Source organism: Poseidonibacter lekithochrous (assembly GCF_013283835.1).
GTDB lineage: Bacteria > Campylobacterota > Campylobacteria > Campylobacterales > Arcobacteraceae > Poseidonibacter > Poseidonibacter lekithochrous.
Genome location: NZ_CP054052.1, coordinates 676,476 through 690,079, shown reverse-complemented (window position 1 = coordinate 690,079; position 13,604 = coordinate 676,476). Strand labels below are relative to the sequence as shown.

At 27.6% G+C, this 13,604-nt stretch carries 12 protein-coding genes; 8 read left to right on the top strand and 4 right to left on the bottom strand.

Annotated elements, in window-relative coordinates; genetic code table 11:
- Positions 1 to 12: 12 nt before the first annotated feature.
- Both ALEK_RS03355 and ALEK_RS03350 read left to right on the top strand, forming a co-directional pair.
- A complete protein-coding gene (locus ALEK_RS03355) occupies positions 13 to 1,911 on the top strand; it encodes a sensor histidine kinase (protein ID WP_337796320.1) in 1,899 nt (632 codons plus the stop codon).
- Positions 1,904 to 2,593 (top strand): response regulator transcription factor, encoded by a 690-nt coding sequence (locus tag ALEK_RS03350; RefSeq protein ID WP_071626230.1) that lies wholly within the window; start codon positions 1,904 to 1,906, stop codon positions 2,591 to 2,593. Before ALEK_RS03355 ends, ALEK_RS03350 begins: the two co-directional genes overlap by 8 nt.
- On the opposite strand, the gene pyrC is transcribed toward ALEK_RS03350, so the two are convergent.
- The gene (gene pyrC, locus ALEK_RS03345) at positions 2,590 to 3,606 is read right to left on the bottom strand and encodes a dihydroorotase (RefSeq protein WP_071626231.1); all 1,017 of its coding nucleotides are present in this window, start codon (positions 3,604 to 3,606) and stop codon (positions 2,590 to 2,592) included. The genes ALEK_RS03350 and pyrC overlap by 4 nt on opposite strands.
- A 101-nt stretch (positions 3,607 to 3,707) precedes the next feature.
- Here pyrC and hisI point away from each other — a divergent pair, with 101 nt between their 5' ends.
- The 5 genes from hisI to ALEK_RS03320 are packed head-to-tail and all read left to right on the top strand — an operon-like array spanning position 3,708 to position 6,581.
- Complete coding sequence (gene hisI / locus ALEK_RS03340; protein ID WP_071626232.1) at positions 3,708 to 4,058, top strand: phosphoribosyl-AMP cyclohydrolase; 351 nt, start codon at positions 3,708 to 3,710, stop codon at positions 4,056 to 4,058.
- A gap of 4 nt (positions 4,059 to 4,062) precedes the next feature.
- Positions 4,063 to 5,034 carry a sodium-dependent bicarbonate transport family permease gene (locus ALEK_RS03335; RefSeq protein ID WP_071626233.1) on the top strand — a complete coding sequence of 324 codons (972 nt, stop codon included), beginning with the start codon at positions 4,063 to 4,065 and terminating at the stop codon, positions 5,032 to 5,034.
- A 3-nt stretch (positions 5,035 to 5,037) separates the two neighbouring features.
- Positions 5,038 to 5,319 carry a P-II family nitrogen regulator gene (locus tag ALEK_RS03330; protein WP_071626234.1) on the top strand — a complete coding sequence of 94 codons (282 nt, stop codon included), beginning with the start codon at positions 5,038 to 5,040 and terminating at the stop codon, positions 5,317 to 5,319.
- A 7-nt stretch (positions 5,320 to 5,326) separates the two neighbouring features.
- Positions 5,327 to 5,842: a DUF1007 family protein gene (locus tag ALEK_RS03325; protein ID WP_071626235.1), complete on the top strand. Its 516-nt coding sequence runs from the start codon at positions 5,327 to 5,329 to the stop codon at positions 5,840 to 5,842.
- A gap of 1 nt (position 5,843) precedes the next feature.
- Positions 5,844 to 6,581, top strand: coding sequence for a nickel/cobalt transporter (locus ALEK_RS03320; protein ID WP_071626236.1), 738 nt, complete (start codon positions 5,844 to 5,846; stop codon positions 6,579 to 6,581).
- Between the two features lie 17 nt (positions 6,582 to 6,598).
- Here ALEK_RS03320 and ALEK_RS03315 read toward each other — a convergent pair whose 3' ends face one another.
- On the bottom strand, positions 6,599 to 7,303 hold the full coding sequence (locus ALEK_RS03315; protein ID WP_071626237.1) for a DUF445 domain-containing protein: 705 nt from the start codon (positions 7,301 to 7,303) through the stop codon (positions 6,599 to 6,601).
- 144 nt (positions 7,304 to 7,447) lie between these two features.
- Between ALEK_RS03315 and olsF the strand changes: the two genes are divergently transcribed.
- Entirely contained in the window at positions 7,448 to 9,160 is a 1,713-nt protein-coding gene (gene olsF / locus ALEK_RS03310) for a bifunctional ornithine lipid synthase OlsF (protein ID WP_071626238.1), read from the top strand.
- Positions 9,161 to 9,183: 23 nt separating this feature from the next.
- Here olsF and ALEK_RS03305 read toward each other — a convergent pair whose 3' ends face one another.
- Entirely contained in the window at positions 9,184 to 10,473 is a 1,290-nt protein-coding gene (locus ALEK_RS03305) for a TolC family protein (protein ID WP_071626239.1), read from the bottom strand.
- Positions 10,466 to 13,603 carry an efflux RND transporter permease subunit gene (locus tag ALEK_RS03300; RefSeq protein ID WP_071626240.1) on the bottom strand — a complete coding sequence of 1,046 codons (3,138 nt, stop codon included), beginning with the start codon at positions 13,601 to 13,603 and terminating at the stop codon, positions 10,466 to 10,468. The genes ALEK_RS03305 and ALEK_RS03300 overlap by 8 nt, the downstream gene beginning before the upstream one ends.
- Between the last annotated feature and the right edge of the window lies 1 nt (position 13,604).

The following is a 13,604-nucleotide window of genomic DNA, read 5'->3' as shown; positions in this document are numbered from 1 at the left end:
TCAAACAAACAAATTAAAAGGCCTACTATAAAAACTTTCAAAGTCAATAAACATTTTTTATTTTTAATATTATTTTTTATTTTTTACACTTCGCTACATGCAGAATATAAAGTTTCATTTTTTGACGATAAAACTCATTATAAAGATATAAGTCAAGTTTTAGACAAAGAGTTTCTACCAACTTCAAGAAAAGAAACATTTGGGAAAAAGAAGTTTTTATGGCTAAAAGTTAATATAACTAACAAAACAAATAAAATAGAAGATAACTATCTTTCCTTAAGAAATATTCATATTATGAAAGATGTTCATTTTTTTACAATTAAGAATAATAAAGTAGTAAAACAAAATATTTCATTTAATAAATATAAAAATCCAGATGTTAAACATCGTATTGGAAATATTTTACTTTACAACAATGAAATTTCTCCAAATGAAAAGATAGAAGTTTATATTTATATGACAGCCGGATCAAATATATATTATGAAATAAATAATGGAAGTTTAATTGAAGTAATGGCAAAGGCCGCTAAGTCTTCGGCTATTCTAGTAATATTAACTGGAATTTTATTAGCCTTAGGAATATACTATTTATTCTTATATCTTTTCACTCCAAATAAAGAATATATATACTATACATTATTGGTTACAACAATGGCAACATGGAGTTTTTATGTTTATGGAGGATATGCATACTATTTTGATTTATTTAGTATTGGGGCATTTGTAAATGTTCTTATGGTTTTTCTACCTATGTTTACAACTCTATTTTTTCAATCAGTATATAAAGATACTTTACAATTTAAAAACTATAATAGAATATTAAATGTTTTTGTTTTCATATTACTTATTGCTTTAGTATATGAAGTTTTAGGAAGAGTAGGTTTATACGAATTAAAATTTAAAGTTACTGGTTACTTAGCTTTTATTTATATTGCAAATTTATTTACAATTTTTATCATAGGTTTAATTATTTATTTTAAAAAGCTACCTTTAAGTGGACTTTTTTTGTTAGCATTTAGTGCAAATTTTATAGGTGTAATAGTTACAATTAGTTTTTTTAGAGCCAAACTTCCATATACTGAAATTACATTCTATGGAAATATGATTGGAAGTGCTATTGAAGCTATTTTATTTTCAATTCTTTTAACATACAAAATGAGACAAGTATATAAAGATAAAGAAGATGCCATAAATGCAACAAAAGTTCAATCTATAAAAATAAATATTATGAGTGAAACTATTGATTTTATTTCTCATCAATGGAGACAGCCTTTATCTCAAATTAATGCCTCTGTTATGGCTATTGAAGATATTACATACAAGAATAATAAAAATATGGATGCACAAGAATTAGATAAAGAATTATTACATATAGAAAATACTACAAACTATATGTCTTCAACAATAGATGATTTTAAAAATCTTTTTTCTACTGATAAAAAAGAAGAAGTATTTCTTTTAAATAAAATTCTTTTAAATTCCATCTCTATTGTTCAAAAGACATTTGAAAATCAGAATATATGTATTAAACACCATATTGAAAAAGAGCTATTTATAAAAGGTAATAAAGGTGATATTGCTCAAACATTATTGATTATAATTAATAATGCAAAAGATGTATTAATTGAAAGAAAAATTGAAAACCCGATAATAAATATTAATTTATTTAGTGATGAAAAGACAATTAAAATACACATTAGTGATAATGCTGGAGGAATAAAAGAAAGCGTTAAAGATGAAGTATTTAACGCTTATTATACAACAAAAAATAAAAATGAAGGTTCAGGTTTAGGTTTATATATTGCAAAAATGATTATTGAAAATAAAATGAATGGGTCTTTATATATTGATAATATTGAAAATGGAAGTTGTTTTTGTATTGAACTTCAAAAGGAAAATATAAATGGATAATGAATTATTAGATTACAAAGTTCTATTCATAGAGGATGATAAAGAAATCAATCAAAGAGTCACAGCTAGACTTAAAAGATATTTTAAACATGTAGATTCAGTATTCAATGCAGAAGATGGATATGTTCTTTACCTAGATAAAAGACCTGATATTATATTTATTGATGTAAATCTTCCTAAAATGAATGGACTTAATCTATTAAAAAAGATAAGGGAAAAGGATCATAATACAAAAGCAGTAATGCTAACAGCAAAATCTGATATAGATACAGTATTACAATCAACTAGTTTAAAACTAACAAAATATCTTATAAAACCTCTTAATAGAAAAGATTTAGAAGAAACTATTTTACTTTTAAAAAAAGAGATAACTGACTTTAAAGTAATAAATGAGAATAATTTTCATTTCAGTGATAATTATTTTTGGAATGTAGAAAAAAGTGAGCTAAAGCACAATTCTAATATAGTGACTTTAACTCCAAATGAAAATAAACTATTTCAAACTTTTATAAAAAACATAAATAGAATCCTAAGCTATGATGATTTAAGTTTAGAACTTTGGAATGATTTTAATGAAGATAAAAATGAAGCATTAAAAACCACTATTAAAAACTTAAGAAAAAAAATACCAAAAGATCTTATTCAAAATGAATATGGAATTGGATACAAATTAATTTACTAAGTATTAATACTCCATGATAAGGTTTGTTCTGCAAATAGTGGAACAACTCTCTCTTCCTTGTAAGAATATTGCGATGGAACTACAAAATCTTTTTTTATTAGTTTTATACTTTTATTAATAGGTTTTAATCCATAGATTTTTTGTGCATTTAAACTTATAAAAGCATTTAAATTATCTAGTTTTCCATTCTCATCAAAAAGTTGTGTTAATGCTTGTAAAGCAATAGAAGATGAGAATATTCCCGCAGCTCCATCATCACACTCTTTTGTTTCTTTTCTATGTGGTGCAGAGTCTGAACCAAACATTACTTTAGGATATGCATTTAAAGCTAATTCTTGTAAAGCTTTTTTATCCTCAGGTCTTTTAACTATTGGTTTACAAAATGCATGGGGATTTAGCATACCACCTGTTACATCATCTAAAGTCAACATCAAATGATGAACAGTAAGAGTTGCATAAAGATTGTCATATTTTTTAAGTAATTCAATTGATTCTTTACTTGAAATATGTTCCATTATGATTTTTAAATCTGGAAAATTAATAGCCAAAGATTCATATATAGGTAGAAATTCTTTTTCTCTATCCATTACAAAACCTTTTGTTTCTCCATGTATACATACAGGAATACCAAGTTTAGACATTGATTCTAATGTTGGTCTTAAAACTTCTACATCCATAGATGATACACCAGTCTCAGAATTTGTAGTTACTCCAAATGGATAAAGCTTAACTGCGATTATCTCATCTTTTATATCTATTAAAAACTCATAAGAATAATCCACTTGAAAAAATATTGTTACATAAGGCTCAAACTCATCGTCTTTACATGCTTCTTTGATTCTATTTTTATATGCTAATAAAGCTTCTTTTGTAGTAAGAGGAGGAAGTAAATTTGGCATTATAAGTGCCCCTGAAAAATGTCTTGAAGTAAATGGTCCTACAAGTTTTAGCATATCATCGTCCCTTAAATGAAGATGCATATCAAGTGGTGAGTTTATTATAAAACTGTTCATATTATTAAAATCCTTTTTTGTATTATCATTTGCAACTAAGTTGCATTTAAAAGTGATTTGCTATGATACCAAAATGCAACTTAGTCGCAAAAGGATAAAATATGAATATTGATTTTAAAAAATCTAATGGTTTAGTTCCAGTTATTACACAAGAGCATGGAACAAACGAAATACTTATGCTTGGTTATATGAATCAAGAAGCTCTAGACCTAACTGTTGAAACAAAAATTGTTCACTACTTTTCAAGAAGTAAAAATAGAATATGGAAAAAAGGTGAAAGCAGTGGACATATACAAAAACTAATTGATTTAAAAGTAGACTGTGATTATGACACTATTCTTACTACAGTAGAACAAATTGGAGGCTCAGCATGTCATACTGGGGCTAAATCTTGTTTTTTTAGACCTTATTTAGAAGAAGTTACAAAAAAAGAACATACGGAAAATATTTAATAAGATGAGTTTAGATTTAGTTTTACAAAATATTTTAAACCCACCTATATTATTCTTTTTCTTAGGAATGTTAGCTGTATTTTTAAAATCTGATTTAACTATACCACAACCCCTACCAAAACTATTTTCATTGTATTTACTTATTGCTATTGGTTTACATGGAGGATATGAGTTATCAAAAAGTGGGCTTAGTTTTGATGTTTTAAAAGCATTAGGGCTTGCTGTTTTTATGGCTATTTTAGTTCCTATTTATAGTTACTTTATACTAAAAACTAAACTTGATACCTATAATTCTGTAGCCATTGCTTCTACTTTTGGTTCAATTAGTGCAGTTACTTTTATCACGGGAATTACCTACTTACAAACTATAAATATAGAATATGGTGGATATATGGTTGCAGCTATGACTCTAATGGAATCACCTGCTATTGTAATAGGACTTGTATTTGCAGCAATATTTACAAAAGAATCAAGTGATGAAAAAACAAAATGGAATGAGATTTTAAAAGAAGCTTTTTTAAACCCTTCTGTTTTTCTACTTATGGGAGCACTTATTATTGGTATGAGTACAGGGCAGAAAGGTTGGCATTCAATGGAGCCACTTTTTGGTACATTATTCAAAGGGTTTTTAGCCTTTTTCCTTTTAGATATGGGATTAGTTTCAGCTAGGAAAATATATGAACTTAAAAAAGCAGGACTATTTTTAATAAGTTTTGCACTTATTATGCCAGTAGTTAACGCAAGTATTGCTATAGCTTTAGCTTCCTTTTTTGGACTTTCAAAAGGTGATGCATTTCTTTTAGCACTTTTAAGTGGTTCAGCCTCATATATAGCAGTTCCAGCTGCTATGCGATTATCAGTACCACAAGCTAATCCAGGGTTGTATTTACCTTTGAGTTTGGCAGTTACTTTTCCTTTTAATATCACGATAGGAATCCCTTTATATTATTACATCATAAACACATTTTGGAGTTAGAACATGAAAAAAATAGAAATCATAATAGAATCAACATATACAAATAGATTACTTGAACTTTTTAAAAAGAATAGTATTACAGCATATACTCTTATAAAAGATATAGAAGGTTGTGGAGGGCATGGTCTTAAATCAAGTGACGATATTACTGATGTTTTCTCAAACAATTATATATTTACAGTTTGTACTCAAGATAAATTTTTTACTATAAAAGATGAAATAAAAAGCTTTATTAAAAAGTACGGTGGCAAATGTATTGTAAGTAATGCAGAGATTTTTATTTAGGTTTGAAATGAAATATTTCATCACAATATTTTTTATATTTTTAATAAGTACAAAAGCCTTTGCTCACCCTCATACTTTTATTGAAGTTGAACCAACAATTGAAATAAAAGATGAGAAAATAAAAAAATTCAATATCAAATGGACTCTGGATGAAATGACATCAATGATGTTAATTATGGAGCTTGATAAAAATGCAAATGGAAAGTTTGAAAAAGATGAAAATAGTTATATTTATGATAGTTATTTTGTCTCACTTGAAAAACAAAACTTTTACATGAGTGTTAACTCAAATAAAAAAGAACTAAGAATAGAACCTAAAATATTTAAAGCATCTATTAAAGACAATCGTCTAATTTATAGTTTTGATATTCAAAACAACATAGATTTAAAAAACTTGAAAATTGATTTTTTTGATGAAAATTTATTTGTAGGAATGATGATTGAAAAAGAGTATATAAAAATAAATGGAATAAAAAAAGAAAAACAAAATAAATTAAAAACAACTATCTTTGGAGTAAAATAACATGAACTTTTATGATGAATTCATCAAACAAATAATCCAATATCAATTTCAAATAAACAGTTATATCTCATCAACAATAAGAAGTATAAATGACGAAAATACCTTATCAGCTTCCTTACTTGTTTTAAGTATAGCTTTTTTATATGGACTTATTCACGCAGCAGGACCAGGACATGGAAAAGCATTAGTTGCTTTTTATTTTTCAACTTCTAAAAATGCCTATTCTCAAGCCTTTTCTTTAGGTTATTTAATATCTATAATTCATGCTATTTCAGCACTTGTTTTAACATTTGGAATATATTTTATTTTAGAATCGATGTTTCGACAAAACTTTAATTACTATTCTAAAATAACTATGCAAATAAGTGCAGCTATGATTATACTAGTAGGATTTTATATAATTACATCTTCTTACCTCTCAAGAAAACACAAAGAACAAAAACTTCAAAAAAACAAAAGTAAATATGCACTTGCTTTTAGTGCAGGAGTAGTTCCCTGTCCTGGAGTTATGACTATTGTACTTTTTTGTATTATGTTAAAACAGTATTTATTAGGAGTATTAGCAGCTATTTCTATGAGTATTGGTATGGGGTTTACTATTTCTTTAGTAGGAATATTATCTATTTCTTTGAATAAAAAAACAAATAGTTTCCTAGAAAACAAGAGTTTTATTCTAGAGATACTTGGAGGTATTCTAATTTTACTTCTTGGTACTTTACTTCTTTATATAAATTATTAGAAGCCTAGATTAGGCTTCTAAAGAAAAGTTGAAACAAATCCAATTAGTCCACCAAAAACAGCACCCCAAACTACTAGCCATCCAAGATGTTCTCTGATAATCTTTTGAATCATCTCTTTTATCATAATAGGAGTTAACTCATCTAATCTTTTATTTACAATTGATGATAGTTTTTTATGAATATCTTCACTTAAATCATCTGATTTTAATGACTCAGATAATACTGCTTGAAAAGAATCACTATTTGAAATCTCAATAATAGAAGCTTGAAGTTTTTTAGTAAATGGTTCTTTTAAAGGCTCTAATGCAGCCTCTCCACCAAACATACCAAGCATTCCACCAAATGATGATTCCATTACTGCACTTTTTAATGAATCATAAGCTGGTTCAAAATCTGTTTTGTTTAATACTTTTTCAAAATCAATTTTACTCTTAGCACTGTCAACCTCATCTTGAAAAAACTTTTTTAAGTTCTCAGGTGTAAAAAACTGATTCATAAGTAAGTTATGGATTGATTGTTTAAAAGCCCCAAACTTTCTCTCAATAACCCCAGACCCATAAAGATACGGTACTTTTTCAAAAAGCATGTGAATTGCAAGCGTATTTGTAACTGCTCCACTAAGTGCAAATAGCCCTATTGCAAAAATTGTGTCATTACCGTTTGAATAACCATAAGCCATGATTAAAACAGTAAGTATATTTGTAATGTCAGATTTGTTCATTTGTAAAATCCCCTTCTTTTATTAAGAGGATTTTAGCATAACTTACGTAAGAAAACTTTTTAAAAAAGTCTGAATGGTTACCTAGGTAGGTTACTGTTACCTTTTTGTAATCAAAGGTAACTACAATTTTACCAAGGAGAATATATGATTGATGTTCAAAAAGAGATTGAAAAAAAGTTTCCAAAGATAAATAAGAAACAAAATTTTTTAAAAAAGTCTTTATTTAAAGTTGCAAAAAAAATAGTACATGAAGATTCTATAAATAAGTTTTTAACACAAAACTCTCATCTAAAAGGTTTTGAGTTTGTTGATGCTGTTTTAGATTACTTTGATTTTGACTATACTACATCTAGTAATGACTTACAAAACATTCCAAGTTCTGGTAAAGTTGTAATTATTGCGAACCATCCTTTAGGTGGATTAGATGCACTTTGTTTATTAAGACTTATCTCACAAGTAAGAAAAGATGTAAAAATTGTAGCTAATGATTTTTTAGTAGGTTTTGAGGCATTAAACTCACTATTAATTCCAATTGATAACTACAAAATTAGACAATCAAAAAAAGATATCAAAAAGATATATGAAGCATTAAACAATGAAGAAGCTATTATCATTTTTCCAGCAGGAGAAGTTAGTCGAGCTACATCTAAAGGTATAAAAGACCCAACATGGAGTAAAGGTTTTTTAAACTTTGCACAAAACTCTAATGCACCTATTTTACCGATCTTTTTAGATGCTAAAAATTCAAAAACATTCTATACAATTTCAGTGATTAATAAAACATTCTCAACATTGTTATTATCAAATGAAATGTTTAAAAAGAAATCAAAAAGAATCAATATTAAAATTGGTCAAATTGTTCCAAATGAAAATATAGTTCCAAAAGGTTTAGATAAAAAATATATTACAAACCTATACAAAAAACATCTATATGCCCTAAAAAAAGGGAAAAAATCTTTTTTCCAGACACAATCAGCAATTGCTCATCCTCAAAAAAGTGCTGACATTCTAAGTGAATTAAAAAAATCAGAACTTATTGGTGAAACAAATGATGGCAAAAAAATATACCTTTACGATTATACTGATGATTCTGTAGTACTAAAAGAGTTAGGAAGATTAAGAGAAATTTCTTTTAGAAAAGTTGGTGAAGGTCTAAATAAAAAAAGAGATACTGATAAGTTTGATATTTATTATAGACATATTATTTTATGGGATGATAATGATTTAGAAATTGTTGGAGCTTATAGAATTGGTAACTCTGATTTCATTTTCAAAAATATTGGGGTAAAAGGTTTTTATTCTAATACAATTTTCAAATATAATGAAGATATGACACCTTATTTAAAAAACTCTATTGAATTAGGTCGTTCTTTTGTACAACCTAAATACTGGGGTACAAGAGCTTTAGATTATCTTTGGTATGGAATTGGTGCCTATTTAAAAAAGAATCCAAATATAAAATATATGTTTGGACCAGTTTCTATGAGTGCTAGTTTTCCAAAAGTTGCAAAAGACATGATGGTATATTATTATTCACACTATTTTCAACATAACAAAAGTTTAGTTACTCCAAAACAATCATATCAATACTCAAATAATATAAATGATATTAAAGAGATTTTTAATCTTACTGATAGAAAAAAAGATTTTAAACTTCTAAAATCAACTTTATCAAATATGAACTGTTCAGTTCCTACTTTATATAAACAATATAGCGATATTACAGAAGAAGGGGGCGTGAAATTCTTAGATTTTAATGTTGACCCTGATTTTGCAGATTGTGTAGATGGATTTATTTTAGTAGAGGTTGATAAAATAAAAGATGGACCAAGAAAAAGATATATAGATAGGGATTAAACCTCTATCTATATATAAAGTATTTATTTACTAATACCTAAAGAATACTCTAATTTTGCAGTATTACTTAAATATGTATAATACGCATTAACTAAATTAGTTTTTGATTTTGTATACTCTAATTTTGCGTCATTAACTTCTAATAAATCATTTAATCCCGCTTTATATCTTTCATCCGCTAAATTTAAATTTCGTGTTGATAAATCAAGACTTAATAGATTGATTTTAATACTTTCAAAACTTTGTTCTAGATTTAAAAATGCACTTGTTACATCTTGTCTAATTTGTAGTTTTTGTTGCTCAAACTGTTTTTTTGTTGTACTTAGATTGGCTAATGATATTTTTTTATTTGCACTTGTAGTATCACCTGTGAATAAATCCCATTTTAGATTTAATAATACAGCTGTTTGACTTTGTTCAAGTGAGCTTATATCATCTGAGTTTTTATCACTATAAGATGCACTTACATCAATTGTAGGGTAATATTCAGCTTTTGCACTATTAAAACTTGCCTTATTTGTTTTTATTAAGGCTTTGTATTTTTGTAATTCTGATCTATTATCAAAAGCTTTATTTATTAAATTATCTAGCTTTTCATCTTCGATTTTTATAGATTTAGCTAAAGATGAGATATCTTTATTATCAAATTTCACATCTATTTGTTCATCACTTGAACTACCTAATAATGAAATTAATTTAGTTTTAGCAATCTTTAGATCATAATTTGTCTGAACTAGTTTTAGTTTAGAATTTGATAGATTTAATTGGGCATTAATTACATCAATTTTTGTTCTCACCCCTGCTTTGAAATACTCATTTGCTTGAGATAGTTGTAGTTCATCTAAAGATACAGCTTCTTTTGAAACAATAATTTGTTGATATTTATTCAAAATATCATAATAAGCCTCTTTAATAGAAAGAATTGTATCTTTTTTACTTGTTTGTATTTCAGAACTAGAAGCTTCTAGATTATACTTTGAAGCATCAATAGAGTTAGATGTTTTCCCAAAATCATAAATAAGTTGACTAGCACTTAGAGTTACACTTGTAGCATCACCTTCTTGAGTAACTCCACTAGCTTCAATATCATAATTTCCAATATCAGCACTAGCATTTACTTTTGGTAAATATGCTGATTTCGCTTTTTTTAATTCTTGTGTTTTAATCTCTTCTTGGTATTTTGATACCTGGATATTAGTATTGTTTTTTAATGCAATATCTAATATCTCATCCAAATTCATTTCTTTTGCATTAATTGAAGTGCAAAGAAATAAAGCACAAGTTATTGAAATAAATTTTGTTTTTTTAAGCATGTTGTTCATCCTTATTACTTTTTCCCTCTCTTAATTTTTGTAAAACAACAAATAATACAGGAGTTAAAAGAAGTGTTAAAATTGTTGACATAATCATTCCACCAAATACAGCAGTACCAAGTGATTGTCTAGAAGCAGCACCTGCTCCACTTGCATAAACTAAAGGTAAAATCCCTAAAAGAAAAGAGAAAATAGTCATTAAAATTGCTCTTAATCTCATAGTAGATGCCATTACCGCAGCATTTACAATACTCTCACCTTTTTCTCGAAGTTCCTTAGCAAACTCGATAATCAAAATCGCATTTTTTGAGGACATTCCTATTAGTAATACTAAACCAATTTGGGTATATGTATCGTTTAATAATCCTGCAAACATATTCGCACCCAATGCTCCAAACATAACAGCTGGAATTGGAAGCATAATCATTAAAGGCATCATCCAAGACTCATATTGAGCTGCAAGGAATAAGAACACCATCAATAAAGATAAAGCAAAAATATAAATAGCTGCATTACCTGCTTCTTTTTCTTGTAAAGACATACCAGCAAACTCATATCCAATTGAGCTTGGAAGTGTTTGTTTTGCTACTGTTTCTAAAGCTTTTAATGCATCACCTGAACTATATCCCTCTTTTAGATTATGTAATCCATTTATAGAGATACTTTGGTAACCATTGTAATGGGTAATTGTATTAGCACCCGTTACTTGTTTGATTTTAACAACAGTACTTAAAGGAACCATATCTCCATTTGCATTTTTTACAAAGAAGTTATTAATAGAGTTCTTTTGTTCTCTAAATGTTTGATCGGCTTGAACAAATACCTTATAGGTTTTTCCAAATTTATTAAAATCATTTACATAAATAGAACCAAGATTTGCTTGAAGTACTGAATAAACATCTTTAATATTTAGTTTTAATGATGATACTTTATCTCTATTTACATCTACAAAATATTGAGGATAATTAGAGTTAAATGACGTATAAGCATACATAATTGCTTTATCTTGATTTACATTTCGTATAAACTCTTTTGCATATTTTTCAAACTCATCAAGTGGCATTCCTTGTAGATTTTGAAGTTTTAGCTCAAACCCACCAACAGCAGATAATCCCGGAATTGAAGGCATATTAAATACTCTTACATTTGCGTTATCTATTTGTTCTTTTGAGGAACTTGTAACTTTAGACATAATAGCTGTTATTGATTTATCAGCAGATTCTCTTTTTGCCCAATCTTCTAAAACAATAAATACTGTGGATGTAGATGAATCAATGGCTCCTGTGATAATATTAAATCCAGGAATACTTAATACATCTTTTACACCTGCTGTACTCATAATAATCTCAGTAATTTTAGCTGTAGTTTTCTCAGTAATATTCAGAGTTGTTCCAGCTTCTAATGAAATAGAAGAAACTAATGTTCCTTGATCTTCATCTGGAATAAATCCACTTGGAAGTACTTTGAAGGCAAAATATGTTCCACCTAATAATAATCCATAAACTAAAAATGCAACATACCAAAACTTGATAATTTTTTCTAAAACTACTTTATATACATTTTTAAAACTCTCTAAACCATCATCAAACTTTTGGAAGATTATATTTTTTGTTTCATTTTGTCTTTTTTTCTTCAAAATCGTAGCACAAAGGGCAGGAGATAAAGTTAAAGCATTAATAGATGAAATAATCACAGCAAAAGCAATAGTAGTTGCAAACTGTTGATATAAAGCACCAGAAATCCCCGGAATAAACGTAACTGGAATAAATACCGCAAGTAAAACTAATGTAGTAGAAATTACAGGAGTAAATACCTCTTTCATAGCTAATGTTGTAGCTTCTTTTAGAGTTAAGTCTGGATTCTTAGCAAGATTGGTTTCTACATTTTCAACTACAATAATTGCATCATCAACTACAATACCAATGGCTAAAATAAGACCAAATAAAGTAAGAGTATTAATTGAGAAGTTCATAGCCATTAGTAAAGCAAAAGTACCAATTAACGATACTGGAATTGCAACTGCTGGAATAATGGTAGTTCTAAATGATTGTAAGAAGAAATAAACCACAAATAATACTAATGCTAAAGCTTGGAATAGCGTAATAACTACTTCTTTAATAGATACTTCTACGAATTTTGTAGTATCGTAAGTAGCTTCTATTTTAGCACCTTGAGGTAATCTTTGTCTTAGAACTTTTAGTTTCTCTTCAATTTTTGAAGCAACATTAAGAGCATTTGCTCCTGGTTGTTGATAAATACCAAGTAATGCAGTAGCTTTATTGTTTAAAGATGCTCCCCATCCATAAACCTCAGCTCCTAATTCAACTCTAGCAACATCTTTTAATCTTACTTTTCTATCATCAACTTCATTTACAATAATATTTTCAAACTCTTTTACACTTGAAAGTCTTGTTTTAGACGTAAGTGTAAATTGAAATTTATTAGATGAAGTATTAGGTGATGCACCAATAGATCCAAGTGCAGCTTGTAAATTCTGTGATTTAATAGCATTTGTTACATCTGTTACTGTAAGTCCTAGGTTTGATAACTTATTTGGATTAATCCATACTCTCATTGAGTATTTCTTTTCACCTAAGTTTTGAACATCTCCAATTCCATCAATTCTTTTTAACTCTTCTACAATATTAATACTTGCAAAGTTAGATAAGAAAAGTGCATCATGGGCAGGATTAGAGGAACTAAGAGATAAAATCTGAACCATTGAAGTTGATTTTTTCTTAGTTGTAACTCCTGTTTGTTTTACAGAATCAGGTAAAAATGGTGTTGCTAAGGCAACCCTATTTTGAACATCAATGGCAGCTGTGTTTAAATCATATCCAGATTTAAAATAAAGATTAATATTTGAGCTCCCATCAGATGATGAGTTTGAGTCCATATAAATCATACCTTCAATACCATTTAACTGCTCTTCAATTGGTTTTGTAACACTAGTTTCAACAGCACTAGCACTACCACCTGTGTAGTTAGAGCTTACAGAGATACTAGGAGGTGTAATCTCAGGAAATTGTGCCACGGGTAATAAATTTAATGCAATAAGCCCAACTATAATAATAAATAGTGAAATAACTTTTGCAAAAATTGGTCGTTTAATGAAAAATATTGAAAACATA

What these genes read in the sequence shown, in the direction of transcription:
- ALEK_RS03350 (WP_071626230.1), top strand. Translation starts at nt 1,904, where the DNA reads ATGGATAATGAATTATTAGATTACAAAGTTCTATTCATAGAGGATGAT.
- pyrC (WP_071626231.1), bottom strand. Translation starts at nt 3,606, where the DNA reads ATGAACAGTTTTATAATAAACTCACCACTTGATATGCATCTTCATTTA.
- hisI (WP_071626232.1), top strand. Translation starts at nt 3,708, where the DNA reads ATGAATATTGATTTTAAAAAATCTAATGGTTTAGTTCCAGTTATTACA.
- ALEK_RS03335 (WP_071626233.1), top strand. Translation starts at nt 4,063, where the DNA reads ATGAGTTTAGATTTAGTTTTACAAAATATTTTAAACCCACCTATATTA.
- ALEK_RS03330 (WP_071626234.1), top strand. Translation starts at nt 5,038, where the DNA reads ATGAAAAAAATAGAAATCATAATAGAATCAACATATACAAATAGATTA.
- ALEK_RS03325 (WP_071626235.1), top strand. Translation starts at nt 5,327, where the DNA reads ATGAAATATTTCATCACAATATTTTTTATATTTTTAATAAGTACAAAA.
- ALEK_RS03320 (WP_071626236.1), top strand. Translation starts at nt 5,844, where the DNA reads ATGAACTTTTATGATGAATTCATCAAACAAATAATCCAATATCAATTT.
- ALEK_RS03315 (WP_071626237.1), bottom strand. Translation starts at nt 7,303, where the DNA reads ATGAACAAATCTGACATTACAAATATACTTACTGTTTTAATCATGGCT.
- olsF (WP_071626238.1), top strand. Translation starts at nt 7,448, where the DNA reads ATGATTGATGTTCAAAAAGAGATTGAAAAAAAGTTTCCAAAGATAAAT.
- ALEK_RS03305 (WP_071626239.1), bottom strand. Translation starts at nt 10,473, where the DNA reads ATGCTTAAAAAAACAAAATTTATTTCAATAACTTGTGCTTTATTTCTT.
- ALEK_RS03300 (WP_071626240.1), bottom strand. Translation starts at nt 13,603, where the DNA reads ATGTTTTCAATATTTTTCATTAAACGACCAATTTTTGCAAAAGTTATT.